The sequence below is a fragment of the Azospirillum tabaci genome (genome assembly GCF_014596085.1).
GTDB classification, from domain to species: domain Bacteria; phylum Pseudomonadota; class Alphaproteobacteria; order Azospirillales; family Azospirillaceae; genus Azospirillum; species Azospirillum tabaci.
In genome coordinates this window covers 94,195-119,475 of record NZ_JACCJY010000015.1, presented here as the reverse complement: position 1 = coordinate 119,475, position 25,281 = coordinate 94,195, and the positions used below count along the sequence as shown (strand labels likewise).

General features: G+C 69.8%; 28 protein-coding genes. 23 read left to right on the top strand and 5 right to left on the bottom strand.

What is annotated here, in order from left to right:
* Positions 1-70 precede the first annotated feature (70 nt).
* On the top strand, positions 71-475 hold the full coding sequence (locus tag H0B54_RS15230; RefSeq protein WP_014241609.1) for a tellurite resistance TerB family protein: 405 nt from the start codon (positions 71-73) through the stop codon (positions 473-475).
* Between the two features lie 26 nt (positions 476-501).
* The gene (locus H0B54_RS15225) at positions 502-1,371 is read left to right on the top strand and encodes an NAD(P)-dependent oxidoreductase (RefSeq protein WP_188261024.1); all 870 of its coding nucleotides are present in this window, start codon (positions 502-504) and stop codon (positions 1,369-1,371) included.
* Between the two features lie 211 nt (positions 1,372-1,582).
* Here H0B54_RS15225 and H0B54_RS15220 read toward each other — a convergent pair whose 3' ends face one another.
* Positions 1,583-2,602 carry an aspartate-semialdehyde dehydrogenase gene (locus tag H0B54_RS15220; protein WP_188261023.1) on the bottom strand — a complete coding sequence of 340 codons (1,020 nt, stop codon included), beginning with the start codon at positions 2,600-2,602 and terminating at the stop codon, positions 1,583-1,585.
* A 133-nt stretch (positions 2,603-2,735) separates the two neighbouring features.
* Between H0B54_RS15220 and H0B54_RS15215 the strand changes: the two genes are divergently transcribed.
* The 5 genes from H0B54_RS15215 (at position 2,736) to H0B54_RS15195 (ending at position 6,639) form a co-directional block, all read left to right on the top strand.
* The gene (locus tag H0B54_RS15215) at positions 2,736-2,999 is read left to right on the top strand and encodes a hypothetical protein (protein WP_014241604.1); all 264 of its coding nucleotides are present in this window, start codon (positions 2,736-2,738) and stop codon (positions 2,997-2,999) included.
* Positions 3,000-3,247: 248 nt separating this feature from the next.
* Positions 3,248-3,637: a succinate dehydrogenase, cytochrome b556 subunit gene (sdhC, locus tag H0B54_RS15210; protein ID WP_188261022.1), complete on the top strand. Its 390-nt coding sequence runs from the start codon at positions 3,248-3,250 to the stop codon at positions 3,635-3,637.
* Positions 3,638-3,648: 11 nt separating this feature from the next.
* The gene (sdhD, locus tag H0B54_RS15205; RefSeq protein ID WP_188261021.1) at positions 3,649-4,044 is read left to right on the top strand and encodes a succinate dehydrogenase, hydrophobic membrane anchor protein; all 396 of its coding nucleotides are present in this window, start codon (positions 3,649-3,651) and stop codon (positions 4,042-4,044) included.
* Positions 4,045-4,050: 6 nt separating this feature from the next.
* Positions 4,051-5,832: a succinate dehydrogenase flavoprotein subunit gene (sdhA, locus tag H0B54_RS15200; RefSeq protein WP_137139887.1), complete on the top strand. Its 1,782-nt coding sequence runs from the start codon at positions 4,051-4,053 to the stop codon at positions 5,830-5,832.
* Between the two features lie 30 nt (positions 5,833-5,862).
* Positions 5,863-6,639 (top strand): succinate dehydrogenase iron-sulfur subunit, encoded by a 777-nt coding sequence (locus tag H0B54_RS15195; RefSeq protein ID WP_014241601.1) that lies wholly within the window; start codon positions 5,863-5,865, stop codon positions 6,637-6,639.
* Positions 6,640-6,726: 87 nt separating this feature from the next.
* Here the strand turns inward: H0B54_RS15195 and H0B54_RS15190 are convergent, their stop codons facing one another.
* Complete coding sequence (locus tag H0B54_RS15190; protein ID WP_035675800.1) at positions 6,727-6,930, bottom strand: hypothetical protein; 204 nt, start codon at positions 6,928-6,930, stop codon at positions 6,727-6,729.
* 153 nt (positions 6,931-7,083) lie between these two features.
* Between H0B54_RS15190 and H0B54_RS15185 the strand changes: the two genes are divergently transcribed.
* Positions 7,084-7,932 carry a branched-chain amino acid aminotransferase gene (locus H0B54_RS15185; protein ID WP_188261020.1) on the top strand — a complete coding sequence of 283 codons (849 nt, stop codon included), beginning with the start codon at positions 7,084-7,086 and terminating at the stop codon, positions 7,930-7,932.
* Positions 7,933-8,070: 138 nt separating this feature from the next.
* Positions 8,071-8,667, top strand: a complete 597-nt coding sequence (locus H0B54_RS15180; protein ID WP_188261019.1) for a hypothetical protein — start codon at positions 8,071-8,073, stop codon at positions 8,665-8,667.
* A gap of 12 nt (positions 8,668-8,679) precedes the next feature.
* Here the strand turns inward: H0B54_RS15180 and H0B54_RS15175 are convergent, their stop codons facing one another.
* Together H0B54_RS15175 and H0B54_RS15170 are read right to left on the bottom strand one after the other, a co-directional pair.
* Entirely contained in the window at positions 8,680-8,994 is a 315-nt protein-coding gene (locus H0B54_RS15175) for a hypothetical protein (RefSeq protein ID WP_246472538.1), read from the bottom strand.
* A gap of 74 nt (positions 8,995-9,068) precedes the next feature.
* Positions 9,069-9,701 (bottom strand): S24 family peptidase, encoded by a 633-nt coding sequence (locus H0B54_RS15170; RefSeq protein WP_094303062.1) that lies wholly within the window; start codon positions 9,699-9,701, stop codon positions 9,069-9,071.
* A gap of 196 nt (positions 9,702-9,897) precedes the next feature.
* Between H0B54_RS15170 and H0B54_RS15165 the strand changes: the two genes are divergently transcribed.
* The 7 genes from H0B54_RS15165 (at position 9,898) to H0B54_RS15135 (ending at position 16,264) form a co-directional block, all read left to right on the top strand.
* The gene (locus H0B54_RS15165; RefSeq protein WP_188261018.1) at positions 9,898-10,263 is read left to right on the top strand and encodes a hypothetical protein; all 366 of its coding nucleotides are present in this window, start codon (positions 9,898-9,900) and stop codon (positions 10,261-10,263) included.
* A complete protein-coding gene (locus tag H0B54_RS15160; RefSeq protein ID WP_247895078.1) occupies positions 10,260-10,673 on the top strand; it encodes a hypothetical protein in 414 nt (137 codons plus the stop codon). Before H0B54_RS15165 ends, H0B54_RS15160 begins: the two co-directional genes overlap by 4 nt.
* A gap of 65 nt (positions 10,674-10,738) precedes the next feature.
* On the top strand, positions 10,739-11,164 hold the full coding sequence (locus H0B54_RS15155; protein WP_188261017.1) for a hypothetical protein: 426 nt from the start codon (positions 10,739-10,741) through the stop codon (positions 11,162-11,164).
* 4 nt (positions 11,165-11,168) lie between these two features.
* Positions 11,169-12,698: a portal protein gene (locus tag H0B54_RS15150; protein WP_246472537.1), complete on the top strand. Its 1,530-nt coding sequence runs from the start codon at positions 11,169-11,171 to the stop codon at positions 12,696-12,698.
* Entirely contained in the window at positions 12,691-12,963 is a 273-nt protein-coding gene (locus H0B54_RS15145) for a Bbp19 family protein (protein WP_188261016.1), read from the top strand. Before H0B54_RS15150 ends, H0B54_RS15145 begins: the two co-directional genes overlap by 8 nt.
* 25 nt (positions 12,964-12,988) lie before the next feature.
* Positions 12,989-13,690, top strand: coding sequence for a capsid assembly protein (locus H0B54_RS15140; protein ID WP_188261015.1), 702 nt, complete (start codon positions 12,989-12,991; stop codon positions 13,688-13,690).
* 234 nt (positions 13,691-13,924) lie between these two features.
* Complete coding sequence (locus H0B54_RS15135; protein ID WP_246472536.1) at positions 13,925-16,264, top strand: putative bifunctional diguanylate cyclase/phosphodiesterase; 2,340 nt, start codon at positions 13,925-13,927, stop codon at positions 16,262-16,264.
* Between the two features lie 75 nt (positions 16,265-16,339).
* On the opposite strand, the gene H0B54_RS15130 is transcribed toward H0B54_RS15135, so the two are convergent.
* Positions 16,340-16,777: a PRC-barrel domain-containing protein gene (locus H0B54_RS15130; RefSeq protein WP_188261013.1), complete on the bottom strand. Its 438-nt coding sequence runs from the start codon at positions 16,775-16,777 to the stop codon at positions 16,340-16,342.
* Positions 16,778-17,198: 421 nt separating this feature from the next.
* Here H0B54_RS15130 and H0B54_RS15125 point away from each other — a divergent pair, with 421 nt between their 5' ends.
* The 7 genes from H0B54_RS15125 to terL all read left to right on the top strand — a co-directional run bounded on the left by H0B54_RS15125 (position 17,199) and on the right by terL (position 25,246).
* Complete coding sequence (locus H0B54_RS15125; protein ID WP_094303069.1) at positions 17,199-18,017, top strand: phage capsid protein; 819 nt, start codon at positions 17,199-17,201, stop codon at positions 18,015-18,017.
* A gap of 38 nt (positions 18,018-18,055) precedes the next feature.
* The gene (locus H0B54_RS15120; RefSeq protein WP_188261012.1) at positions 18,056-18,325 is read left to right on the top strand and encodes a hypothetical protein; all 270 of its coding nucleotides are present in this window, start codon (positions 18,056-18,058) and stop codon (positions 18,323-18,325) included.
* A gap of 177 nt (positions 18,326-18,502) precedes the next feature.
* Complete coding sequence (locus tag H0B54_RS15115; protein WP_188261011.1) at positions 18,503-19,072, top strand: phage connector family protein; 570 nt, start codon at positions 18,503-18,505, stop codon at positions 19,070-19,072.
* A complete protein-coding gene (locus tag H0B54_RS15110; RefSeq protein WP_188261010.1) occupies positions 19,072-20,967 on the top strand; it encodes a phage tail protein in 1,896 nt (631 codons plus the stop codon). The genes H0B54_RS15115 and H0B54_RS15110 overlap by 1 nt, the downstream gene beginning before the upstream one ends.
* Positions 20,967-21,632 carry a hypothetical protein gene (locus H0B54_RS15105; protein WP_188261009.1) on the top strand — a complete coding sequence of 222 codons (666 nt, stop codon included), beginning with the start codon at positions 20,967-20,969 and terminating at the stop codon, positions 21,630-21,632. Before H0B54_RS15110 ends, H0B54_RS15105 begins: the two co-directional genes overlap by 1 nt.
* Positions 21,633-21,671: 39 nt before the next feature.
* A complete protein-coding gene (locus H0B54_RS15100; RefSeq protein WP_188261008.1) occupies positions 21,672-23,702 on the top strand; it encodes a glycosyl hydrolase family 28-related protein in 2,031 nt (676 codons plus the stop codon).
* Positions 23,702-25,246: a phage terminase large subunit gene (terL, locus tag H0B54_RS15095; protein WP_188261007.1), complete on the top strand. Its 1,545-nt coding sequence runs from the start codon at positions 23,702-23,704 to the stop codon at positions 25,244-25,246. Before H0B54_RS15100 ends, terL begins: the two co-directional genes overlap by 1 nt.
* The last annotated feature ends 35 nt before the right edge of the window (positions 25,247-25,281 follow it).

The window sequence follows — 25,281 nt, the reverse complement described above, 5'->3', positions numbered from 1 at the left end:
CGCTCCCTCCCTTGACGGCGCGCGGGGGGCGGGCAAGATTGGGCGGGGCCCTTTTTCCGCAGGAGTTTCGATGATCAACCATCACAGCGCGCTCATCTACGTCATGGTGCTGGTGTCGGCGTGCGACGGCGACATGACGGACGCGGAGCTTGAGGCCATCGGCGAGAACGTCCGCTACCTGCCGATCTTCAAGGATTTCGACATCGACCGGCTGACCGACGTGACCCGCGAATGCTCCGGTCTGCTGGCCGACGCCGACGGGCTGGAAACGACGCTCCAGATCGTCAAGGAGGCCATCCCGTCCAAGCTGTCCGAAACCGCCTACGCGCTCGCCTGCGACATCGCCGCGGCGGACCCGTCGGCCTCGCAGGAGGAACTGCGGATGCTGGAACTGATTCGGCACAAGCTGGGCGTGGACCGGTTGTGCGCCGCCGCCATCGAACGCGGCGCGCGGGCGCGCCACACCCGCCTGTGACGGCCAGGGACATGACGGCTGGGGACATGGCGGACCTCAAGGACCGTACGGTCGGCTTCATCGGGCTGGGCCTGATGGGCCGGCCGATGGCCCGCAATCTGGCGAAGGCCGGCGCGGCCCTGGTGATCAGCAGCCGCAGCCCCGGCCCGGTCGAGGAGCTGGCGGCCGAGGGCATGAGCCCCGCCGCCGGGCCCGCCGAGGTCGCCGCCCGCGCCGATTCCATCGTGCTGATGCTGTCGGACACCGTGGCGGTGGAGGCGGTGGCCGCCGCTCTGATCGACGCGCTGCGGCCCGGCCATCTCGTCATCGACATGGGCACCACGGCGGTCGGGGCGACCCGCAAGCTGGCCGAGGCCGTCCGCGCCAAGGGCGCGGACTGGGTGGACGCTCCGGTGTCCGGCGGCACGGTGGCGGCGGAGGCCGGCACCCTGACCATCATGGCCGGCGGCACGGAGGAGGCCTTCGCCCGCGCCCTGCCGCTGTTCCAGGCGATGGGCCAGCGCATCACCCATGTCGGTGACAGCGGGGCCGGGCAGGTCGCCAAGATGGCCAATCAGGTGATCGTCGCGCTGAGCATCGGCGCGGTGGCCGAGGCCCTGGCCCTGGCCAAGGCGGCGGGGGTGGAGCCGGGCAAGGTCCGCGACGCCATCCGCGGCGGCTTTGCCGAGTCGCGCATCCTGGAGTTGCACGGCCAGCGCATGGTCTCCGGCGACTTCACGCCGGGCGGCCGCGTGGTCACCCAGATCAAGGACCTGAAGCAGGCGGAGGAGCTGGCGGAGCAGTCCGGCATCCAGCTTCCCGCGCTGGGCCTCAGCCTGGAGCTGTTCGAGCTGCTGGCCGAGCAGGGCGACGGCGGGCTGGACCACTCCGCCCTTTACCGGCTGTTCGTCAGGTAAAAGGCGGCGGGCACGATCCTGATTCCCGCTTGCCCCCTCCCTAACCCTCTCCCGCTGGGCGGGGGAGGGGACTGCCGCCGCTTCGCACAAATCTCCTTCCCCTGCGCAGCTCTCGCGCAAACCCTAGGTTTGCGCTGACGCGGCAGGCGGACCTTCGGTCCGCCGAGAGCGGGGGAGGGCCGGGGTGGGGGCATAAGTGCCCGCGCTGTCGTCACCCCTCCAGATACTCTTTCACCAGCAGTTCGGCGATCTGCACGGCGTTGAGCGCGGCGCCCTTGCGCAGGTTGTCGGTGGCGGCCCAGAAGGACAGGCCGTTGTCCACCGTGTAGTCCTCGCGGATGCGGCTGACGAAGACCGGGTCGTCGCCGGCGACCTCGACCGGGGTGATGTAGCCGTCGTTCTCATGCTGGTCGATCACCTGCATGCCCGGCGCCTTGCGCAGGATGCGGCGGGCCTCCTCGGCGGTCACCGGCTCCACGCACTCGATGGTGATCGAGGCGGAATGGCCGATGAAGACGGGGACGCGGACGCAGGTCGCGCTCACCTTGATCTTGGGGTCGAGGACCTTCTTCGTCTCGACGTTCAGCGCCCATTCGTCCCGCGTTGCGCCGTCCTCCATGAAGGGGCCGACGTGGGGGATGACGTTGAAGGCGATCTGCTTGGAGAAGACGGACTTCTGCACCGGGTCGTTGACGTAGATGGCGCGGGTCTGGCCGAACAGCTCGTCCATGCCCTCCTTGCCGGCGTCCGAGGCCGCCTGGTAGGTGGAGACGACGACGCGGCTGATCGTGGCCTGCTCGTGCAGGGGCTTCAGCGCCATGGCCAGCAGGATGGCCGTGCCGCCGGGGCTGGCGACGATGTTCTTCGTCGTGTAGCCGGCGAGCGCGTCGGCGTTGACCTCCGGGACCACCAGAGGGACGTCGGGGTCCATGCGGAACTGCGGGCTGACGTCGATCACCACGGCGCCCGCCGCGGCGGCGCGCGGCGCGTGGGCCGCCGAAACCTTGGCGTCCGCGGCGAACAGCGCGATGTCCACGCCCTTGAAGTCGAAGCGGCCGACGTCCTCCACCTTCAGCACCGCGTCCTCGCCGAAGGACACCTCCTTGCCGACCGCGCTGTCGGCGGCCAGGGCGATCACCGCGTCGGCCGGGAACCGGCGGTCGGCGAGGGTGGTCAGCATTTCCCGTCCGACGTTGCCGGTGGCGCCGACGACCGCGACTGTGTAGCCCATGGCGGTTAATCCCTGTGATATGCGGTGCGAAGAGGGCTTGAGGTATGCGGTTCCCAATGGAATTGCAACAGCGCCCGCGTTGTGACACGGTGTTCGCCCCTATCACGAACGATCGCGACCGGCACACCGGGGCATGGCCACTCCGCTCGAAGACATCATCGCCAAGGCGATCAAGGACGCGGACAAGTCCTTCTTCAACGAGGACTACACCAAGCAGGCCCGTTCGGTGATGAACGCGCTGAAGAAGGCCGGCTACGAGGTCGCCCCGGTCCGCCCGCCCGAGGGGCTGGTGGAGTGGGCCAAGGAGAACATCCCCTTCGGCCGGCTGCGCCCGGCGGAGCTGATTACCCAGATGTATTCGATGATGGTGGAGAATGTTCGCCGCTTCGACAAGTAATAGGCTGAACGGCAAGACCGCGTTTGCGCCCTGGTAATACCAGCTGCAGCAAAGCCCGTTAGTTTTCAGGCACTTCCCGCGGTGCGCCATTTTGGCCACGGCCAAGTCCCTGCCGTTGACTCGTGTGCGGTAGAGGCGTAATTCAATCGCCAAACACAGCAGGGCTTAAAACTTTCGGTCTCGCATCACCCGCCGTCGCGGCAACAGCCCTCCTTGCCGCGACCGGTCGCCGAACTGAGGACGACGCAATGGCAAACGGCAGCGGTCGGCCGCTCTCTCCGCATCTGCAAGTCTACAAACTCCCCAGGACCGCGATCCTGTCCATCACGCACCGCATCACGGGCGTGGGGCTGGCCGTCGGTACCCTTCTGCTGACCTGGTGGCTGGTCGCCGCCGCCACCAGCCCCGCCGCGTACGAGCGCGCGCAGCACTTCATCGGCTCCTTCTTCGGGCTGCTGCTGATGTTCGGCTGGTCGCTGGCGCTCTACTATCACCTGTGCAACGGCATCCGGCATCTGGTGTGGGACGCCGGCAAGTCGTTCGAGTTGAGCGAGGCCGAGCGCGGCAACCAGATCGTCATCGGTGCGGCGGCCGTGCTGACCGTGCTGACCTGGGTCATCGGCCTGGCCGTGTGGTGAGGAGAGAAGACATGGCGTCCAACAGCAAGACCCTCCGCTCGCCGCTGCAGATCGCGCGCGGCCTGGGCTCCGCCAAGCACGGCACCGAGCATTGGTGGCACCAGCGCGTCACCGCCATCGCCCTGGTTCCGCTGACCATCTGGTTCGTCTTCGGGGTGATCCGCCATCTGGGCGCCGACCACGCGGCCTTCGTCGCGTGGCTGGAGTCGCCCTTCTCGGCGCTGATGATGGTGCTGACCGCCGTGGTCACCTTCCACCACGCCCAGGCCGGGCTGCAGGTGGTGATCGAGGACTACGTGCACAACGAGATGGCGAAGATCCTGAGCATCCTGGCCGTGAAGTCCCTGTGCTTCGTGCTGGGTGCCGCCTGCGTCATCGCCGTCCTCAAGATTTCGTTCGGAGCCTGACGAGCCATGGCCGCCTACGATATTATCGATCATTCCTATGACGTCGTCGTCGTCGGTGCCGGCGGTGCGGGCCTGCGCGCCACCTTCGGCATGGCCGAGAAGGGCCTGAAGACGGCGTGCATCACCAAGGTCTTCCCGACCCGCTCGCACACCGTGGCCGCCCAGGGCGGCATCTCGGCGGCGCTCGGCAACATGAGCGAGGACGACTGGCGCTTCCACATGTACGACACCGTCAAGGGGTCGGACTGGCTGGGCGATCAGGACGCCATCGAGTACATGTGCCGCGAGGCCATCCCGGCGATCATCGAGCTGGAGCACTACGGCGTGCCCTTCTCGCGCACGCCGGAAGGCAAGATCTACCAGCGCGCCTTCGGCGGCATGACCGCCCATTACGGCAAGCAGCAGGCCTACCGCACCTGTGCTGCCGCCGACCGCACCGGCCATGCCATCCTGCACACCCTCTACCAGCAGTCGCTGAAGCACGAGGCGGAGTTCTTCGTCGAGTATTTCGCGCTGGACCTCATCATGGAGGACGGCGTCTGCAAGGGCGTGGTGGCCTGGAACCTCGACGACGGCACCATCCACCGCTTCCGCGCCCAGCTCGTCGTTCTGGCGACCGGCGGCTACGGCCGCGCCTACTTCTCCGCCACCTCGGCCCACACCTGCACCGGCGACGGCGGCGGGATGGTGCTGCGCGCCGGCCTGCCGCTGCAGGACATGGAGTTCGTGCAGTTCCACCCGACGGGCATCTACGGCTCCGGCTGCCTCATCACCGAGGGCGTGCGCGGCGAGGGCGGCTACCTCACCAACTCCAACGGTGAACGCTTCATGGAGCGTTACGCGCCGTCGGCCAAGGACCTCGCCTCGCGCGACGTGGTGTCCCGCTCGATGACCATCGAGATCCGCGAGGGCCGCGGCGTCGGTGAGCACAAGGACCACATCCACCTGCACCTGGAGCATCTCCCGCCGGAGATCATCCACCAGCGCCTTCCCGGCATCGCCGAGACGGCCAAGATCTTCGCCGGCGTGGACGTCACCAAGGAGCCGATCCCGGTTCTACCGACGGTGCACTACAACATGGGCGGCATCCCCACCAACTTCCGGTGCGAGGTGGTCAACCCGACCGCCGAGGACCCGGATCGCGTGGTGCCCGGTCTGATGGCCATCGGCGAGGCGGCCTGCGTGTCGGTGCACGGCGCGAACCGCCTCGGCTCCAACTCGCTGCTCGACCTCGTGGTGTTCGGCCGTTCGGCGGCCATCCGCGCCGCCGAGATCGTCGAGAAGGGCAAGTCGGTGTCGTCGTCCGCCGCCGCGACCGACGTCGCCCTGGAGCGCTTCGACCGCATCCGCAACGCCAAGGGCTCCATCAAGTCGTCGGAGCTTCGCCTGGAGATGCAGCGGACCATGCAGAACAACTGCGCGGTCTTCCGCACCGGCGAGGTGCTGGAGGAGGGCGTCAGGCTCATCGACCAGACCTTCGCGAAGAAGAGCGACATGGCGATCAGCGACCGTTCGCTGGTCTGGAACTCCGACCTCGTCGAAGCCATCGAGCTGGACAACCTGCTGTACCAGGCGGTCGCCACGCTCCACTCGGCGAAGAACCGTCCGGAGAGCCGCGGCGCCCACGCCCGCGAGGACTATCCGGACCGCGACGACGAGAACTGGATGAAGCACACCGTCATCGAGGTGTCGGGCAAGGGCGAGACGAAGATCGGGTACCGCCCGGTCCATCTCTACACCCTGACCGACGAGGTGCAGGTGTTCCCGCCCAAGGCCCGCGTCTACTAAGGCGGCAAGAGCAAGGCAAGGATACGAACCATGGTCGAATTCAACCTGCCCGCCAATTCCAAGGTCGGCGTCGGCAAGACCATCAACGCCGCCAGCGGCGCCAAGCGGGCAAAGACCTTCAAGATCTACCGCTGGTCGCCGGATGACGGGCAGAACCCGCGGGTCGACACCTACGTCGTCGACCTCGACAAGTTCGGCCCGATGATCCTGGACGCGATCATCTACATCAAGAACAACATCGACTCGACCCTGACCTTCCGGCGGAGCTGCCGCGAAGGCATCTGCGGGTCCTGCGCGATGAACATCGACGGCACCAACACGCTGGCCTGCCTGAAGGCCATCGAGGAGGTGAAGGGCGACGTCAAGATCTACCCGCTGCCGCACATGCCGGTGGTCAAGGATCTCGTGCCCGACCTGAAGCACATCTACGCCCAGCTCGCCTCGATCAAGCCGTGGCTGCAGTCGCAGTCGCCGGCCCCGAGCCGCGAGCGCCTGCAGTCGCCGGAGGACCGCGCCAAGCTGGACGGCCTCTACGAGTGCATCCTGTGCTTCTGCTGCTCGACCTCCTGCCCCAGCTACTGGTGGAATGGCGACCGCTACCTCGGCCCGTCGATCCTGCTCCAGGCCTACCGCTGGATCGTGGACAGCCGCGACGAGATGACGGGCGAGCGCCTCGACAACCTCGAGGATCCGTTCCGTCTCTACCGCTGCCACACCATCATGAACTGCACCAAGGCGTGCCCGAAGGGCCTCAACCCGGCCAAGGCCATCGCCGAGATCAAGAAGCTGATGGTTCAGCGCCGCTGATCCGTCCGCTTCGGTTCACCGATGAAGAACGGGGCGCCTCCGGAAGGGGGCGCCCCGTTTGCTTTGGCCCTTCGGCGGTGTCGCGACTCAGGCGAAGTCGGGATCGGTGGGCCGGGACGGCGGCAGGTCGTCGTTGGGCAGGGGGGAGGGCATGTCCTCCTGCGGGCCGGGGGTCGGCAGGTCCGGGTTGTCGGTGAGGGGCCCCGGGGTGGGAACATCCTGGCCCGGCGGCGGGAAGGGCGGGGCCGCGCGCAGCGGCTGCGGAAAGGCGCTCGAATAGGTCCAGCCCATGAGTCGGTCGCTCCCGGAGTGATGAGGGTGTCCTGCATCAACCGCCCGGCTGGCCCGTCTGCGCAGGTTGACCGGCGGCGATGAGGGGGTATGCTTTTCGAGGGAGCGAACCATCCGGATAGAATTAACCCGAAGCCAAAAAGGGAGAAGATCATGGGCAGCACGGCCGGTCAGGCGTTGAGCTACATCCAGGGCGAATGGATCCCGGGCAACCCCGCCATCGTCGGCCCGATGACTCACGCGCTCTGGCTGTCTTCGGTCGTCTTCGACGGCGCCCGCGCTTTCCAAGGCGTGGCCCCGGACCTCGACCGCCACTGCGCCCGCGTCGTGCGCTCCGCCCAGGTGATGGGTCTCGCCCCCATGCTGACCGCCGGGGAGATCGAGGAGCTGTGCTGGGACGGAATCCGCCGCTTCCCCAAGGAGGCCGAGCTTTACATCCGGCCCATGTTCTACGCGGAGGAGGGCTTCGTCGCGCCCGACGCGGAGAGCACGCGCTTCGTCCTGTCGGTCTACGAGGCGCCACTGCCCAGCGCCGCCGGCTTCACCGCCTGCCTGTCCAGCCGCCGCCGCCCGGTGCCGGACATGGCGCCGACCGAGGCCAAGGCCGCCTGCCTCTACCCCAACGCAGGGCTGGCGCTGAAGGAGGCGCGGGAGCGCGGTTTCGACAACGCCATCATGCTCGACCCCATCGGCAGCGTGGCGGAATTCGCGACGGCCAACCTGTTCCTCGCCAAGGACGGGGTGGTGCGCACGCCGGTGCACAACGGCACCTTCCTCAACGGCATCACCCGCCAGCGCGTGATCGCCCTGCTGCGCGACGACGGCGTGGCGGTGGAGGAGGCCACCCTGAGCGCACGCGACGTTCTGGAGGCGGACGAGGTGTTCTCGACGGGCAACTACGCGAAGGTGGTGCCGGTCACCCGCGTCGAGGACCGCGCCCTGCAGCCCGGCCCCATGGCCGCGCGGGCACGGGCGCTCTACTGGGAGTTCGCCTTCCGCTGATCGGAGTCGATCGATCACATGCCGATTTTCGGGCGGTATGCGGCCCAAAAACCGGCTTGATAGGCGGCCCGTTCCGCGGCATGATTCCGTCGAAACGGTGGATCGGTCCGCCGAAGGAAGCTGCGGAGGGGGAAGGGCATGCAATTCCGCGAACGGCGCCGCGTGATCCAGGTGATCCGCACCGTCTACGATCCGGACCTGAAGCGCGGACGGTCGGAACTGATCGGGAAGATCGACAAGGCCGCGCCCGTGGTCACCGACAAGCTCCAGAAAAGCTGCACGCCGGAGGAGCTGTCGGAGATCCTCACCTATCTCGACGACCGCCACAACCGCCTGCGCAACGAAGCGGTGCGCGCCGGGGCGGAAACCCTGCCGGCCCAGATGCGGGAGGCGGCGGAGTATTTCCGCACCCACCGCGACGACGATGCGCGGGCATTCGCCACGGAAATCCGCTTGGCGTGGGAGGAGTTGAAGACGGCCCTGCGCGAGGCCGGCTTTTCAAAAAGCAAGGTTTTGAAGAAGGCGGTGGACCGGGATAGGGCCGTGGAGACGGTGGAGGTCGCGACGCCCAGCACGGGTCTGGGCGCGGAGGAGGCGACCAAACCGGCGGACGACCCGCCCGCCGCGGCGCCTGTTCGCAAGCCACGCGCCAGGAAGGCCCGGACCGCACCCGTCGTTGCCGTGGACGGGGCGGCTTCGGATGCGGGCGGGGCCGGCGCTCCCCCGGTCGCCTGACGGCCGGATGGATCAGCCACCCTTGCGGATCAGCGCGCTGGCGGCGTTGCGGTGGTGGGTCAGTGCGCCGGTGAGGCGGGACAACCAGACATCGCCGACCGTGCGGTCGGCGGGCAGGGCGCGGCGGCGGTGCGCGGAGCCCCGCCGCGCCTCGGCGGCCAGCCGGTCGTGCAGACGAAGCGCGGCGGCATGGGCCAGGGCGACGTAACGCTCCGCCCCTTCCAGAGCCGCTGCCCGCATGGCGTCGCGGGGCGGCGCATCGTCGTGGCGGCGTTCAAGGTCTTCCAGAAGGGATGAACGCGGCAGCGTTCCGGCGGTTCCGATCATGACCGGACGCTAAGCCATTGCGTCGCCATTGTAAAGGATTTTAATCCTAGGACAGAGAGCCGCAGGGCTGACGCTTACTGGCTTGCCCAGACGATGCGGGCCATCCAGGCGACGTCGGCGCGCGGGATGCTGCGGTCCGGGTGAGCGCGGTTGATGGAGATCAGCTCGATCTTGGTGGCGGTTTCGCGGAGGAGCTGCTTCGCCATCACCTCGCCGCCCTTGGTGCGGACGACGACGCGGTCGTTGCGCCGGATTTGCGCGGCGGGCGAGACGATGATGGTATCGCCGTCCCGGTAGACGGGGTCCATGCTGTCCCCGGCGATCTCCAGCGCGTAGGCGTGGGGGTCGCCGATGCTGGGAAACAGAAGCTCGTCCCAGCCGACGCCCGAGGGGAAGCCCGCATCATCGAAGAAGCCCGCGTTGCCGGCCTGCGCATAGCCAATGACCGGCACCCGCTGGAGCGAGCCGGCGCCCGCGGAATCGCCGACGAGGCTGACGAACTCCGACAGCGACGCGCCGGTTGCCTCCAGAACCTTGGACACGCTCTCCGTCGAAGGCCAGCGGAGCTTTCCATCGCCGGTGGTCCGCTTGCTCTTGTTGAAGGTCGTCGGGTCCAGCCCCGCGCGCCGCGCGAGTCCGGAGGCCGACAGCCCGTGCTGGGCCGCGAGGCGGTCAATCGCCCGCCAAATGTCCGCATGTTTGAGCATGGGAGGATAATCACATAAACGAGCCGGCCCGTCCCTAGGAACCTATTCATATTTTCCTTGACGAAGGACTTTAATCAGTACATAACGTGAACATGTGTTCGCCAGCCGCGCGTGACGCGGCCCATCCGGCGCTCCGCCCGAGAGCGAAGCTGCGCCCGCGAACCCAAAAGCTGCAACTCCCAGGGAGGCCTCTCGCATGGTCCATCACCGCAACACGTCCATGGTCCTGTCCGACGCCGTCGGGGAACCGTTCGGCAGCGCGGAGGAGGCGTGGTTCTGGTCGGTCCAGGCGCAGGACGCCAAGGCCGCCGGTGCACGCATCGCCGCCGGGCGCGGGCTGGTTCAGCGCCCGTGCGAGCCCGGTGACGTGCTGTGCGCGGTGGACCGGCTGTACCGCCGCCGCCTGCTGATCCGCGACCATCTGCATGTGCTGGTTTATTACGGGCGCCGCCTGATGGCGCCGGACCCCGCGCGATACCGCGAACAGCGTGCCCACACCCTGTGGCGCGAGGCGTTCGAGCGGCTCCGTCCAGTATTGCGCGAGAAGGGCATCGTCCAGTGAGCACGCCGCTGCCCCAACCCTGCCGGGCGGGGGTGGACGCGCCGCGCGCCTGGGTGGTCTTTCGGGGCGAGGCGGAGCTGTGGTGGCTGCGCCTGCTGAAACCGGGATTCCGCCACTGCTTCGCGCTGCTGCACGACGGGCGCCACTGGGTGATCGTCGATCCGCTCTCGCCCTTCACCGACGTGTCGGTCCTCGAACTGCCCGCGGCCTTCGACCTGCCGGGCTGGTACCACGGGTTGGGCATGGCGGTGATCCCGGCGCCGGTGCGGCGGGGCCTGAATCGACCGGCCCCCTGGGGGCCATTCACCTGCGTGGAGGCGGTCAAGCGCCTGCTGGGTCTCCACGCGCCCGGTGTCCTGACGCCCTGGCAGCTCCACCGGCGCCTGACGCGGCTCACCCCCGCAGCCTGATCCGCGCCGCCGGCCCGTCCCGCTTCCCGTCGCCCTTCCTCACCACGAACAAGGAAACCCCGTTCATGGCGAACCTGTTCAAGGCGCCCCGGCCGGCGCCGCCCCCGGCCCCCGCCCCCGACCCCGCGCCCACCCCCCAACCCACGCCGCCGCCCGCCGCCGAACCCGTCCCCGCGCCGGCCCCGGCACCGGTCCCCGTGGAGACTCCCACGCCGGTTCCCATCACGACGCCCTGGTGGAACACCGCCCCGGAACCGGTTCCGGAACCCGCCGCCCCGGTGGTCGAGGCCCCGCCTCCCGCGGTTCCGCCTGCCGCCGACCCGGCGGCTCCGGCTCCGGCCACCGAGGAGGAGAAGGACCCGGCGAAGGCCGCCGAGGCGCTGATCCAGCGCCGCAACCGGGGCCGGGCGGGGACGGTCCAGACCTCCTGGCGGGGCGCGCTGGACGTCGGCGCGCTGGTGCCGCTGCGCAAGCGCCTGTTGGGGGAGTGAGGCCATGACGGACAGCGTGCCCAACATCGCGCCCAACGCTGATCGAGGGCGCCGCAAAGGCGCCACCGGTCCTGCTTCGCCGAACGCGCCGGAGCGGCTGCTGGAGCGCTACCGGGCGGCGCGGGAGCGCCGGTCGGTCTGGGAAAGCCATTGGCAGGAATGCTACGACCACGCCCTGCCCAACGGGCAGCCCTTCCGCGGCGGCGGCACCCCCGGCGAGCGGCGGGTGGACCGGCTGTTCGACGGGACCGCGCCGGACGCGGTGGAGCAGCTCGCCGCCAGCCTGCTCGCCGAATTGACCCCGCCCTGGTCGCGCTGGTTCGGGCTTCAGCCCGGCCCTTCGCTGCCGGACGGCGAGCGCGACCGGGTGGCCCCGATGCTCGACCGCGCCGCCGGCATCGTGCAGGCGCATGTCGACCGCTCCAACTTCGCCGTCGAGATCCATCAGGCCTTCCTCGACCTCGTGACGGTGGGCACCGCCTGCCTGCTGATGGAGGAGGCCCCGCCCGGCGGCGCGTCCAGCCTGCGCTTCACCGCGGTGCCGCTGGCCGAGGCGGTGCTGGAGGAGGGAGCGGACGGGCGGTTGGACGGCACCTTCCGGCGCAGCGAGGCGACGCTGGCCCAGATCGAGCGCCGCTTTTCCGGCGCGGTCCTCCCGGACGAGGTGCGGGAACGCGGCGCGGCGGAGCCGGACAGCCGCTTTCCGCTGGTCGAGGCGGTGCTGCCGGATGGGCTGGCCTACCGTTGGACGGTGGTGCTGGACAGCGGGCTGGCCGATCCCGCCACGCTGGCCGAGGGACGCTTCGCGCAATCGCCCTTCATCAACTTTCGCTGGCTGAAGGCACCCGGGGAGACCTACGGCCGGTCGCCGGTCATGAAGGCGCTGCCCGACATCAAGACCGCCAACAAGGTGGTCGAGCTGGTGCTGAAGAACGCCTCCGTCGCCGTCACCGGCATCTGGCAGGCCGACGACGACGGGGTGCTGAACCCCGCGACCATCCGGCTGGTGCCGGGGACGATCATCCCCAAGGCGGTGGGCTCGGCCGGGCTGACGCCGCTCGCCAACCCCGGCCGGTTCGACGTGTCGCAACTCGTGCTGGACGACCTGCGGTCGCGCATCCGCCACGCGCTGCTGGCCGACCGGCTGGGGCCGCTGGACCAGCCGCGGATGACCGCGACCGAGGTGGTCGAACGCTCCGCCGAGATGGCCCGGCTGCTCGGCGCGACCTATGGGCGTCTCCAGGCCGAGTTGCTGACGCCGCTGGTGCTGCGCGCCGTCGGCATCCTGCGCCGCCGCGGCGAGATCCCGGACATCGCGGTCGACGGGCGCACGGTCGCGTTGCAGCACCGTTCCCCGCTCGCCCAGGCGCAGGCGCAGCGGGACGTCCAGGCGACGCTGCGCTGGCTGGACACCGCACGGCAACTCGGCCCGGACGCGCTGTCCGCGGTGGACGTCGCGGCGACCGCGCGCTGGCTGGGCGAGGCCTTCGGCGTGCCCGCCAAGCTGGTGCGGGCGGAGGCTCCCCATGGCTGATCCGGCTGGCTGGACCAAAGGCGGGTGGGACTGGCTGGATGGAGTCTCACCCGCCGAGGTCGTTCCGGCGGGCGATCCGGCGCCCAGCTTCGCCCGCTGCTTCGCCGGGCCGGACGGGGCGCGGGTGCTGGCCACGCTGAAAGCCATGACGCTGGAACGCACGCTCGGCCCCGACGCCTCCGACGCCGCGTTGCGCGACCTGGAGGGTCAGCGCCGTCTGGTCGCCCTCATCCTCGCCCTGGCCGCCCGTGGGCAGGGCGCCTGATTCTTTCATCGATAAGGAGCTATCCATGGCCGACAATCTGCTGACTTCGCCCGTTCCCGGTGTCCCGTCCGCGGTGCCCGAAAAGTTCCGCGACCCGGAAACCGGCACGGTGCGCGTGGAGGCGTTGCTGAAGTCCTATCTGGAGCTGGAGCGCAAGCTGTCCGCCCCTGCCCACGGTGGCGGCGAGCGGCCCGACCTGTTGAAGGCGTCGGGCGTGCCGGACGGACCGGAGGGCTACTGCATCGCCTGCGACCACGGGCTGTTCGAGCCGGACCCGGCGATCAACGGCCGCCTGCACGGCGCCGGCTTCACGCCGGAGCAGGCGCAGCTCGTCTACGACCTCGCCGCCGAGCGGCTGGTCCCGCTGATCCAGGAGCTGGCCGCCGAGTTCCAGGCGGAACGGGAGGTCGAGCGGCTGTCCGCCCAGTTCGGCGGGGCCGAGCGCTGGCGGGAGGTGTCGCGGCAGCTCCACGCCTGGGCGGTGAAGAACCTGCCGCCGGCGGCGGTGGAGGGGCTGTCGACCACCTATGAGGGGGTGATGGCGCTTCACCGGATGATGACCGGGGGCGAGCCCGCCGCCCTGTCGATGCCGGCCGGCGCGCCGTCCGCCGGCGGGGAGGCGGAGCTTCAGGCGCTGATGCGCGACCCCCGCTATTGGCGGGACCGCGACCCGGCGGTGGTGTCGAAGGTGACCGACGGGTTCCGGCGCCTTTACCCGACCGCCTGATCGGTCGCCGGACCGGCGGCGCGGCGTGCTTCGCAGGGGGGCCTCTCGGGGAGATCCGCGAAGCCATGCCGCGCCGGATGGGCGAAATGTCGCAGCCGGTTTGAAAAGGACGCGGGAGGGCCGGAACGGGCAACTTGGCCGTTGCGTGTTTGAAATAAAAAAGCGAGGCTTTTGCGCAGAATGACAACCGGCCGGAGGCAGAGGCCGGGTGCGACGACTGCCGCCGGAACCGAAATGACGTTGCGCCGCAAGATCCGCTGGCTGACCTGGATCGGCTTGATCGGCTGCCTCATGGCGGCAATACCGGCGCTTTACCTGCTGCGCAGCGGATTGATCTCGGAACGGGAACGGCTGACCCACGCGTTGGTCGGGTCGGCGCACGCCATGCTTGGCGAAATCAACACGGCCATCGAGGCTGGCGCCCTGCCGCGGGACGAGGGCCAGGGACAGGCGCGGCTGGCGCTGCGGGCGTTGGGGCGCGATCCTTTCCATGTCAGCGTGTTCACCGACGGGCGCGTGCCCGAGGGCTGGATGGGCGAGGGCCATTCGGTCCGCGCCAGCCTGACCTTCGAACCCTGGGGCTGGGCCATCGCGGCGGCCAGCGGGACCGACGACCTCGACCGCGAATTCGTCATGGAGGCTCTGGCCTTCGTCCTGTTCATCACGGTTCTTCTGGTGTTGAGCTGGCCGCTCTCGGTGTTCCTGTCGCAGCATGTGCTGGGCCCGATCGAGGCGCTGTCGGAGCGGATGGAGCGGCTGACCGAAGGGCAGACCGGCATCGACATCCCCGGCCGCGACCGCAAGGACGAGTTCGGCGCCATGGCCCGCGCCATGGACTATTTCCGGCAGGCCGCCGAGGCTCTGATCGTGCGCGACGAGCGTTTGTTCGGCATCATGAACAACATCGGCGAAGCCATCCTGCTGGTCGGCGAGGACGGTCTGGTCCAGGAGCACAACCCCGCCGCCGTCGCGCTGTTCGGCGTCCCTGCGGAGCGGCTCGACGGCCATCGCTTCGCCGACCTGTTCGCCGAGGAGGACCGCGAGCGGGTCGCCCGGCTGCTCGGCCTGGGGACGTTGGCCGGGGGCGGTTCGGTGGGCGAGGCGGGGACGGGCGGCGGCCGCACGGAGCGCGCCGAGGAGCTGGCGATCGAGCGGGAGGACGGGCGGATCGACGCCTCGCTCTCCCTGTCCTGCCTGGACGTGCAGGGGCGGCGCAGCTACGTCTGCGCGCTGGCCGACATGACCGAGCGGATGCGCCACGAGCGGGAACTGCTGCGCCTCGCCACGCGCGACCGGCTGACCGGCCTGCCGAACCGCGCCCTGATCGAGTCGCTGCTCGACACCTCCATCGAGCGGGCGCGGCGCCATGGCCGCCGCTTCGCGGTTCTGTGCCTGGACCTGTCGCGCTTCAAGCTGATCACCGACACGCTGGGCCACCACGCTGGGGACCTGCTGCTGCAGGAGGTCGCCTCGCGGATCGTCGTCACGGTGCGGGCCAGCGACACGGTGGGACGCATCGGCACCGACGACTTCGCGGTGATCCTCGACGAGGTGGGGGAGGCGAAGGAGGCGGAGATCGCCGCCCAGCGCATCCTGGCCGCCTTCGAAGAGCCGGTGCTGCTGATGGGGACGGAGCATTACGTCCGCCCATCCATCGGCATCGCCCTGTTCCCCGACCATGCCGACAGCGCGCAGGAACTGATCCGCTCCGCCGACACGGCGCTCTACGCGGCCAAGCGGGCCGGCGGCAAGCGCCACGCCTTCTTCCGAAAGGAACTGGCCGACCAGGCGCACCGCCATCTGGCGCTGGACCGCGACCTGCGGGCGGCGCTGGCGCGCGGGGAGTTCCAACTCCACTACCAGCCCAAGGTGTCGCTGATCGACCAGTCGCTGGAGGGGTTCGAAGCGCTTCTGCGCTGGGAAAAGCCCGGCTTCGGCATGATCCCTCCCGGCGAGTTCATCCCGGTCGCGGAGGATACCGGCTTCATTGTGCCGCTCGGCGACTGGGTGCTGGACGAGGCCTGCCGGCAGTTGCGGGATTGGATCGACCGTGGGCTGGAGCCGGTTCCGGTGGCCGTCAACATCTCCCCGCGCCACCTGCGCCAGCGCTCCGCCGAGGATTTCCGCCGCATCATCGACCGCCACCACCTGTCGCCCGATCTGGTCGAGCTGGAGATCACCGAGGGCGCGGTGATGCAGGACATGGACCACGCCCTGTCCGTTCTGGCCGCGCTGAAGGCGATGGGCATCCGCGTGGCGGTGGACGATTTCGGCACCGGCCACTCCTCGCTGAGCTACCTGAAGCGGTTGCCGGTGACGACGCTGAAGATCGACCGCTCCTTCGTGAACGGCGTGCCGAGCGAGCGGGAGGACAACGGCATCGTCTCCACCATCATCGCCATGGCCGACATGTTGGGGCTGGACGTGGTGGCGGAAGGCGTGGAGAAGCAGGAGCAGGCCAACTTCCTGCGCCATCACAATTGCACCCTGGTCCAGGGCTGGCTGACCGGGCGCCCGGTTCCCGCCGGACAGGCCGCCGACCTGCTGGCCGTGCGCCTGCGCCGGACGGCCTGACGATTGGCCTGACGGTTTGAGCGTCCGGGGGCCTTTGCCGCCCCCGGACCGCTCCGCCCCAGGACGTCCCGGAGGTCAGCGCAACGCGCCCTTGACGTCCTCGTACTTGCCCTTCTGCCAGGACTCCAGGCCCTTGAGGTCGTTCTCCGACATGTCGACGGTCAGGCGCTCGCCCTTCATGTGCAGCCGCTCCAGCGGCAGGACGACGTCCTTGTCGCTGATGTCGGCGACGTGGTCGACATCGATCACCGCGAAGGTCTGGCCACCCTTGCGGACGATGCCCTCGATCTCGGCGATGTCCTTGCCGTCGCTGCCGTAGACGTCCTTCCCCTTGAGCTGGGCCGCGGTCATCTTCGCGACCGCCGGGTCAAGCGAGCCGTGGGTCGCCGCGACCTGCCCGGTCGCCTTGTTGTTCGGGACCTCCTTGGCGGTGGTTCCGGACAGGCTGTCGGCAAGGGCCGGCGTGGCGAGCAGAAGCGCGGCAACGCCGCAGGCGGTGATGATCGTCTTCATGAAGCGTATTCCTCTTTTATGCCGTGTTTTTCGTGCCGTGAAGGCCAACGATTCAACACCGTGGTTCTGGGGGATATTCCGTGCCCCAAGGGAGTACCGCTCCAAGATGATGGGATTGCGGTAAAGGAAAATATTCTTGACGCGAGAGGGCAAGTGTCCTAGAAACCGTCTTGCCAACGCCCGTCGTGCGTCCCCTCACGCGGTGGGCCGCGGCATCCCGAACCTCCCCTCCACGCCTGTCCTGAAAGGGGCTGACCGGACAACCGAAAGGCCCGGTCGGCCCCTTTCTTTTTCGCGCTTCGCCCGCGGCCGGGCGCGCGTCCCCTTGTCCTTTTTCCGGGACCGGGCGCGCCTGACAACCGGGTGGCGGAATGCTTCCCGCCGGACGGGATCCCGCAGAACGCGAAAGGAAAACAGTCCAATGTCCACCTCGGTCGCCCAGGCTTTCGTCAAGCAGTTCGAACGCGAAGTGCACGACGCCTACCAGCGCATGGGCTCCAAGCTGCGCAACACGGTGCGCACCAAGAACAACGTCCAGGGCGCCTCCACCGTCTTCCAGAAGGTCGGCAAGGGCACGGCCTCCACCAAGGCGCGCCACGGCGCGGTTCCGGTGATGAACCTGGACCACACGCCGGTCGAATGCACCCTCTACGACTTCTACGCCGGCGACTGGGTCGACCGGCTGGACGAGCTGAAGACCAACATCGACGAGCGGCAGATCATCGCCAGCGCCGGCGCCTACGCGCTGGGCCGCAAGACCGACGAACTCATCCTCGGCGAGCTGAACAAGTCCACCAACTACGCGGGCGGCTCCAACGATGGGCTGACCAAGGCAAAGGTTCTGGCGGCCTTCGAGACGCTGGGCGAGTCCGACGTGCCGGACGACGGCCAGCGCTTCGCCGTCGTCGGCTGGAAGCAGTGGAGCCAGCTTCTGGGCATCGACGAGTTCGCCAGCACCGAATATGTCGGCGCCGACGAGTTGCCCTGGCGCGGCACCCAGGCCAAGCGCTGGCTGGGCACGCTGTGGATGCCGCATTCCGGCCTGAAGGCCGAGGGTGGCGTGAGGTTGTGCCACTGGTACCACAAGACGGCCATCGGCCACGCCTCCGGCGCCGACGTGAAGACGGACATCTCCTGGCACGGCGACCGCGCCGCGCACTTCGTGAACAACATGATGTCGCAGGGCGCCGGCCTGATCGACGCGGCGGGCGTCGTCACCATGCGCTGCCTGGAAGCCTGACGCCCCACCCCGCCGACGACCGATCTGGAGTTTCCCCCATGGCCTATCTTCCGAAGGACCTGAGCGTCCTTGCCTACGCCAACGGCTTCACGCTGTGGCACTACACGACGCCGGACGCCGCCACGCTGGTGGACAACGGTGGCTATTTCAACGGCGCGTCCGACCTGCTGCGCAGTGGTGACATGATCCTGGCCAACACCGGCACCGGCGGGACGCCCGCCGCCGGCGTCCTGGTGGTCGCTGCCAACGTGGCGGGGGTGGTGGACGTCACCAACCTGTCGCCCTTCGGCGCGTCCAACACGGACTGATGCGTTCCATTTGATGTCCCCTCTCCCGCCTCGGGAGAGGGAAGGGGCCCGCGCAACGCGCGGGAAGGGTGAGGGTGCCGGCAACGGGCCGGTGCTCGATCCTCGTATGCACCCTCACCCGCCCGCTTCGCGGGCACCCTCTCCCGGGGCGGGAGAGGGATTCGGAGGTTCGATCCCATGGCATTGACGGCTATCGGGCTGTGCAGCCGCGCGCTCATCAAGATTGGGGCGACGGCGATCACCGCCTTCGACGAGGGTACCGCCGAGGCGGAGGTTGCGGCCGCGCTCTTTGAGCCGGCGCGCGACGCGCTGCTCTCCGCCAACGCCTGGAGCTTCGCCACCCGGCAGGCCCGGCTGGCGCGGCTGGCGGACGAACCGGTCGCCGATTTTGGCGTTGCCTTCCAGCTTCCCGCCGATTTCCTGCGCGCGCTCGGCGCCGGAGCGGGCGGGCGGGGGCGGGGGCTCGACTACCGCATCGCCGGGCGGGCGCTGCACGCGGCATCCGACGCGGTGGTGCTGACCTATGTCGGGCGCCCGGCGGAAGAGGACTTTCCCGCCTTCTTCGACCAGGCGCTGATCGCCCGGCTGGCCGCGGAGTTCTGCATTCCGCTGACCGAGAGCACGAGCCGGGCGGAGCTGCTGCAGCGGCTGGCCGAGAGCGAGTTCCGCCGCGCCCGCCAGATCGACGCCCTGCAGGACAGCCAGCCGGGCTTCGAGGATTTCACCCTGATCGACGCGAGGGGCTGATGGCGCGGATCCGTCAGGTGAAGACCAACTTCACAGCGGGGGAGATCTCCCGCCGGCTGCTCGGGCGCGGCGACCTGCGCGCCTACGACAACGGGGCGCTGGCCCTGCGCAACCTGTTCATCCACCCGACCGGCGGGGTGACGCGCCGCTCCGGCCTCGCCTTCGTCGATCCGGCCCGCGGCGACGGGAGGCTGGTCGCCTTCGAGTTCAACACGGAGCAGACCTATCTGCTGGTCTTTTCCGAGGGGCGGATCGACGTCTACGGCAACGACACGCCCATCGCCAGCGTGGAGGCCCCCTGGACCGCCGCCCAGCTGCCCCAGATCACCTGGACGCAGAGCGCCGACACGCTGCTGGTCTGCCACCCCGACGTGCCGCCGCGCAAGCTGACGCGCAGCGGCGCCGACGCCTGGGCGCTGACCGGCTGGAGCTACGTCGCGGAGGGGGAGCGGGTGGCGATGCCCTTCTACCGCTTCGCCGATCCCGCGGTGACGCTGACCCCGTCGGGCACGGACGGGCTGGTGACGGTGACGGCTTCCGCCCCCGTCTTCGACCCGAAGCAGGAGGGCACGCGCCTGCGCATCCAGGGCAAACAGCTTCGCGTGGAAGGGGTGGTCTCGGCGACGCAGGTCACCGCGACGGCGCTGGAGACGCTGGCGGGAACCGCCGCGACGACGGCCTGGGACGAGCAGTCCTTCTCGCCGCTGCGCGGCTGGCCGGTGTCGGCCGCCTTCCACCAGGACCGGCTGGTCATCGGCGGGTCGCGCGACCTGCCCAACCGGCTGTGGCTGTCGCGTTCCGCCGACCTGTGGAACTTCGACCTCGGCACCGGGCAGGACGACGAGGCCATCGAGTTCGGCATCCTGTCCGATCAGGTGAACGCGGTGCGCGCCGTCTTTTCCGGGCGCCATCTCCAGGTCTTCACCTCCGGCGCGGAATACATGGTGTCGGGCGATCCGCTGACTCCGCAGAACATCCAGGTCCACCGGCAGACGCGCATCGGCTCCCCCGTCGACCGTTCCGTCCCGCCGCGCGACGTGGACGGGGCCACCCTGTTCGTGTCGCGCAACGGGCGGGAGATCCGCGAATTCCTCTACACCGACACCGAGGCCGCCTATCAGGCCAACGATCTGGCGCTGCTGGCCCGCCATCTGGTGGTGAAGCCGCGCGACCAGGATTACGACCAGGGCCGCCGCCTGATGTTCGTGGTGATGGAGGACGGCGCGCTGTGCGCCTTGACCGTCTACCGGCTGGAGCAGGTGACCGCCTGGACCCGGCTGGAGACCGACGGGGCGGTGCGCTCCGTCGCGGTGGTCGGGGACGAGGTCTACGCGCTGGTCGACCGCGCCGGGCGGTGGAGCGTGGAGCGCTTCGACGACGGGCTGAACCTCGACGCCGCCCTGGTCGGCGACCACGACGCCCCGACCGCGGTGTGGAGCGGGCTGGAGCATCTGGAGGGACGGACCGTCGCGGTGGTCGCCGACGGGACGGTGCGCGCCGACGCCACCGTCGTCGCCGGCAGGATCGTGCTCGACCCGCCGGCCCGCCATGTCGAGGCCGGGCTGCCCTACAGCCACCGCATCGACCCGCTGCCGGTCAGCCTGATCGGACAGGCGGGCGGGACGGACGTGGTGCGGCTGGTCTCCGTCGGCTTCCGGCTGGAGGAGACGGCGGCGCTCCACGCCGATCTGGGGCGCGGCCTGCAGGAGCTGCCGCTGCACCGGACGGGGCCGCAGCCGGCGGGCGGCGTTCCGGCGCTGGTCTCCGGGGACCGCAAGCTGCGGGCGTTGGGCTGGCGGCGCGACAGCGACCGGCCGCTGTGGAGCATCCGGCAGGACGCGCCGCTGCCCTTCACGCTTTTGTCCGTAACCATGGAATTGAGGGTGAACGACTGATGGGCGGAATCACGACCCTGGCCACGACGGCGCTGCCGCTGGCGAACTCCGTCGCCGACACGGTGGACCGCGTCTCCGGCACTTCGGACAGCGCACGCCGCCAGCAGGCCGCCGACGAGCGCCGCTACGCCTATCAGGCGGAGCAGCAACGGCTGCAATGGCAGCGCGAGGACGAGCTGCGCCGCCAGGACCAGGAGCTTCAGCGCCAGAAGGACGAGCAGGCCCGCGCCGAAGCGGAGCGGCAACGCGTCCGCGAGATGGACTGGCTGGCGCAGAGCCAGAACCTGGCCGCCCAGCAGCTCCGCGCCGGGCAGGCCGTCACGCTGGCCGACAAGGAAGGGGACGCCCGCACGCGGCTGGCCCAGATGTCCGCCGCCGCGCAATCCGACGAGCGGCGGCGCGTCGACGCCCTGCGCCGCACCGTGGCGCGCACCCGCGCGACGCTCGGCTCCAACGGGATCAGCGCGGCCGATGGGTCCGGCGAGGCGATCTTGCTCGGCGTCGTCAAGGACAGCGCCACGGAGCGCGGGGAGGCGGAGAGCGCCGACCGGCTGAAGCGCGAGGCCATCCAGCAGGAGGTGGACAGCGTGCGCCGCCGCAACCTGCTGGAACAGGCGCAGCTCGCCGAGCGCCAACGGCTGGAGTTCATGAGCCGCTTCTACTGAACGCTTTACTTCGTTCCACGCAGCAGGAGGGGCGCACCCATGCCCAGCGCACTCGACGTTCCGCGCGGCAACCCGCGCGTCCAGTATCTTGCCGACGGCGTGCAGACGGACTTCACCTTCCCGTTTCCGGTCTTCGAGGACGGCGACCTTCAGGTTTTCCTGGGCGCGGCGCGGCAGACCACCGGCTATGCGGTGAGCGGCGCCGGGGAAACCGCGGGCGGCACGGTGGCGTTCGCGGAGCCGCCGGAGGCGGGGACGCCCGTCCTGCTGCGCCGCCGCCTGCCCATCGAGCGGATGAGCGACTTTCTGGAGAGCGGGCCGCTTCCGGCCGCCAGCCTGAACCGCGAGTTCGACCAGCTCACCGCGGCGCTCCAGCAGGTGGCCGGCGATCAGGAGCTGATGCTGCGCTACACCGACACCGACCTGCCGGCCTCCAACCGGCTGCCGGAACGGGCGGTGCGGGCCGGTCAGCTTCTCGCTTTCGACACCACGGGCAACCCGATCGCCCGCAAACCGGTGGACGAGGAGGCGCTGTCCACCTTCGTCGCCCCCGGCGCCGGCGCGGTGCGCCGCCCGGTGCGCGAGAAGCTGGCCGACGCCCTGTCGGTGAAGGATTTCGGCGCGGTCGGCGACGGCGTCGTCGACGACACGCGGGCGATCCAGGCCGCGCTGACCGGTGCGGACGCCGTCTATGTGCCGCCGGGCACCTACCGGATCACCAACACGCTGACGGTGGGCTACGGCCAGACGCTGTATGGGGCGGGGCAGAGGTCCGTCATCGCCGGGGGCTCGGCGGGGTTCGACCTGATCCATCTGCCGGACGGCTACGCCACGGTGAGCGGCCTGCGGCTGGAGCGGGGCGACGCCGCGGTGAGGCTGTTCGGGCGGGACGGACCCTGCGTGCACAACACGCTGAGCGACCTGACCATCTGGGACCCGCGGGTCGGGCTGCTGTTCGACGGGTACGTCGACCCCAATTGGCCCTGCTACTGGAACATGGTGTCGCGCGTGCTGGTCGCCCGCCCGTCGCTGCACGGGGTGTGGCTGACCCGGACGGGGGAGGGCGACACGCCCAACGCCAACCGCTTTTCCATGGTGCGCGTCTATTCCCTGTCGGCGCCGATCGCCGGCTGCGGCTTCTTCGTGGAGCAGGGCAAGTACAACAACAGCTTCCAGGACTGCGAGGCCAACCTGTCGACGATGGCGCTGGCCTGCTTCCGCGTCGGCGCCAACACCGACAAGACGCTGATCCTGAACTTCTACGCCGAATCGCTGGGCGGCGTGCCGAACGTGCAGCTCGACGCCGGGTCGGTCGAGACGGCCATCGTCAACCTGCTGTCGATGTCCGCCGGCCCGGCCATCTACGACCTGTCGGGTGGCCGCTACACGGCGGTGAACGCCGGCTATCCGGAGAAGAACCGGCTGGCGCGCAGCCGCGTCTCCCAACTGGTCGTCGAGGCCCTGCGCTACGACACCGAGTATGTGGATCCGCAAGCGGGTGGCGTGGTCGCGCTGGATTTGACCAGTTCCGTCTATCTGGTCAGCGCCTACAGCGGCGACCTGGAGCTTCGGCTGCCGGCGGCGGGGGCGGCCAACGGCCATGCCGTGACGGTGAAGCGGACCGACGCCTCCACCCACCGCCTGACCATCACCGAGGACGGCGGGCCGGGGCCGGACGGGCGGACGGTGGCGCTGGGCAACCGCTACGACTTCGTGACCATCGTCTCGAACGGCGCCGCCTGGTGGGTGGTGGCCGGCAACAACCGGCCGGGCAACGCCCATTTCCACGACCAGCCGGGCCTGTTCGAGCCGGACCTGAACCAGGCGCTGTATCTGGTGAGCGCCTTCGGCGGCGCGGTCACGGTGCGGCTGCCGCCGGCAGGGGCGCTGCACGCGGTCGGGCGCACGGTGACGGTCAAGAAGGCCGACGTGTCGGGCAACCCGATCACCGTCACCGTGCAGGGCGGCAGTGGGCCGGACAACGCCCCGGTGTCGCTGAACTTAACCGGCAGCGCGGTCACGGCCATGTCCAACGGTGCCGGCTGGCACATTCTGGGACGGGTGGCGTGATGGAGGCGGCGGAAACGCGTAAGAAGGGCTTCTTCGCCTTCGTCCAGGACTGGAACCGGCAATCGGAGCTGACCACCCCCCGCCACCATCTGCAGATCGCCGCGTGGCTGGAGCGGCAAACGGTCGGAGTCGGGTCCTTTGGCATCGGGCCGCGCCTGCTGCTGATGGCCTTCCGCGGGGCGGGCAAGTCGTCCATCGTCGGGTTGTTCGCGGCCTGGATGCTCTACCAGGACCCCAACCGGCGTCTGCTCGTCCTGGCGGCGGACCTGAAGCTGGCCAAGAAGATGGTGCGCAACGTCAAGCGCATCATCGAGCGCCATCCCGACACCCGCGGCCTGAAGCCCCCGGCGAAGGAGCGCGACCAGTGGGCGGCCGACCAGTTCACCGTGGTGCGGGCGCAGGAGCTGCGCGACCCCTCCATGGTGGCGGCGGGGGTCGGCGGCAACATCACGGGCAGCCGCGCCGACGTGGTGATCTGCGACGACGTCGAGGTTCCGCGGACCTCCGGCAGTCCGGGCAAGCGCGCCGACCTGCGCGAGAAGCTGGCGGAGATCGACTATCTGCTGGTGCCGGGCGGGGTGCAGCTCTATGTCGGGACGCCGCACAGCTACTATTCCATCTACGCGGAGGACCCGCGGACGGAGGCGGGGGAGACGCGGCCCTTCCTGGACGGCTTCGCGCGGCTGGTCCTGCCGGTCTACGCCGACGGACCGGACGGCCGGCGCCGCTACGCCTGGCCCCAGCGCTTCGGCGAGGCCCATGTCAACCGCATCCGCAAGACGACCGGCCCCAACAAGTTCACCAGCCAGATGCTGCTGCAGCCGGTCAACGAGGCGGAGGGGTTCCTCGACCCCGACCGGCTGGGCCGCTACGACGGCGAGCTGGAGTATCGGGAGTCGGCGGGGCGGGCGGTCCTGACGCTGAACGGCCAGCGCATGGCCTCGGCCTCCTGCTGGTGGGACCCGGCCTTCGCACGCCCGGCGGCGGAGGGCGGCAAACCCGGCGATTCCAGCGTGGTCGCCGCGGTGTTCGGCGGGGCGGACGGGCGCTTCTACCTGCACCGCGTGCTCTACCTGTCGGTGGATCCCGGCGACCCGGACACCGAGGCGGAGCAGCAGTGCCTGCAGGTCGCCCGATTCCTGGAGCGGCATCACCTGCCGGCGGTGCATGTGGAGATCAACGGCATCGGGCGCTTCCTGCCCGGCCTGCTGCGCAAGGCGCTTCGCACGGAGAAGGTCGGCGCCGCGGTGGTCGAGGAGGCCAGCCGCCGTACCAAGGCGCTGCGCATCCGCGAGGCATTCGACGCCCTGCTGGCCGACCGCCGGCTGCTGGCCCACGCCGCGGTGTGGGAGACGCCCTTCATCCGCGAGATGCGCGAATGGTCGCCGGACGGGCGCTATACGGGCCGCGACGATGGGCTGGACGCGGTGGCCGGCGCGCTGTCCTGCGAGCCGTTCCGCTTCGACCGTCAGCCGGCGCCGGGACGGAAGCCGGATTGGCGCTCCGCGGCGGTGCCGACCCCGGCGGAGGGCTGGGACGTGTGACCACTGCTTTTGAGGACCCGTGTTGCGTCGGGCCG

Bases quoted from the DNA above. Each gene is read 5' to 3' on its own strand.
- H0B54_RS15230 (WP_014241609.1), top strand. From the start codon at position 71: ATGATCAACCATCACAGCGCGCTCATCTACGTCATGGTGCTGGTGTCG.
- H0B54_RS15225 (WP_188261024.1), top strand. From the start codon at position 502: ATGGCGGACCTCAAGGACCGTACGGTCGGCTTCATCGGGCTGGGCCTG.
- H0B54_RS15220 (WP_188261023.1), bottom strand. From the start codon at position 2,602: ATGGGCTACACAGTCGCGGTCGTCGGCGCCACCGGCAACGTCGGACGG.
- H0B54_RS15215 (WP_014241604.1), top strand. From the start codon at position 2,736: ATGGCCACTCCGCTCGAAGACATCATCGCCAAGGCGATCAAGGACGCG.
- sdhC (WP_188261022.1), top strand. From the start codon at position 3,248: ATGGCAAACGGCAGCGGTCGGCCGCTCTCTCCGCATCTGCAAGTCTAC.
- sdhD (WP_188261021.1), top strand. From the start codon at position 3,649: ATGGCGTCCAACAGCAAGACCCTCCGCTCGCCGCTGCAGATCGCGCGC.
- sdhA (WP_137139887.1), top strand. From the start codon at position 4,051: ATGGCCGCCTACGATATTATCGATCATTCCTATGACGTCGTCGTCGTC.
- H0B54_RS15195 (WP_014241601.1), top strand. From the start codon at position 5,863: ATGGTCGAATTCAACCTGCCCGCCAATTCCAAGGTCGGCGTCGGCAAG.
- H0B54_RS15190 (WP_035675800.1), bottom strand. From the start codon at position 6,930: ATGGGCTGGACCTATTCGAGCGCCTTTCCGCAGCCGCTGCGCGCGGCC.
- H0B54_RS15185 (WP_188261020.1), top strand. From the start codon at position 7,084: ATGGGCAGCACGGCCGGTCAGGCGTTGAGCTACATCCAGGGCGAATGG.
- H0B54_RS15180 (WP_188261019.1), top strand. From the start codon at position 8,071: ATGCAATTCCGCGAACGGCGCCGCGTGATCCAGGTGATCCGCACCGTC.
- H0B54_RS15175 (WP_246472538.1), bottom strand. From the start codon at position 8,994: ATGATCGGAACCGCCGGAACGCTGCCGCGTTCATCCCTTCTGGAAGAC.
- H0B54_RS15170 (WP_094303062.1), bottom strand. From the start codon at position 9,701: ATGCTCAAACATGCGGACATTTGGCGGGCGATTGACCGCCTCGCGGCC.
- H0B54_RS15165 (WP_188261018.1), top strand. From the start codon at position 9,898: ATGGTCCATCACCGCAACACGTCCATGGTCCTGTCCGACGCCGTCGGG.
- H0B54_RS15155 (WP_188261017.1), top strand. From the start codon at position 10,739: ATGGCGAACCTGTTCAAGGCGCCCCGGCCGGCGCCGCCCCCGGCCCCC.
- H0B54_RS15150 (WP_246472537.1), top strand. From the start codon at position 11,169: ATGACGGACAGCGTGCCCAACATCGCGCCCAACGCTGATCGAGGGCGC.
- H0B54_RS15145 (WP_188261016.1), top strand. From the start codon at position 12,691: ATGGCTGATCCGGCTGGCTGGACCAAAGGCGGGTGGGACTGGCTGGAT.
- H0B54_RS15140 (WP_188261015.1), top strand. From the start codon at position 12,989: ATGGCCGACAATCTGCTGACTTCGCCCGTTCCCGGTGTCCCGTCCGCG.
- H0B54_RS15135 (WP_246472536.1), top strand. From the start codon at position 13,925: ATGACGTTGCGCCGCAAGATCCGCTGGCTGACCTGGATCGGCTTGATC.
- H0B54_RS15130 (WP_188261013.1), bottom strand. From the start codon at position 16,777: ATGAAGACGATCATCACCGCCTGCGGCGTTGCCGCGCTTCTGCTCGCC.
- H0B54_RS15125 (WP_094303069.1), top strand. From the start codon at position 17,199: ATGTCCACCTCGGTCGCCCAGGCTTTCGTCAAGCAGTTCGAACGCGAA.
- H0B54_RS15120 (WP_188261012.1), top strand. From the start codon at position 18,056: ATGGCCTATCTTCCGAAGGACCTGAGCGTCCTTGCCTACGCCAACGGC.
- H0B54_RS15115 (WP_188261011.1), top strand. From the start codon at position 18,503: ATGGCATTGACGGCTATCGGGCTGTGCAGCCGCGCGCTCATCAAGATT.
- H0B54_RS15110 (WP_188261010.1), top strand. From the start codon at position 19,072: ATGGCGCGGATCCGTCAGGTGAAGACCAACTTCACAGCGGGGGAGATC.
- H0B54_RS15105 (WP_188261009.1), top strand. From the start codon at position 20,967: ATGGGCGGAATCACGACCCTGGCCACGACGGCGCTGCCGCTGGCGAAC.
- H0B54_RS15100 (WP_188261008.1), top strand. From the start codon at position 21,672: ATGCCCAGCGCACTCGACGTTCCGCGCGGCAACCCGCGCGTCCAGTAT.
- terL (WP_188261007.1), top strand. From the start codon at position 23,702: ATGGAGGCGGCGGAAACGCGTAAGAAGGGCTTCTTCGCCTTCGTCCAG.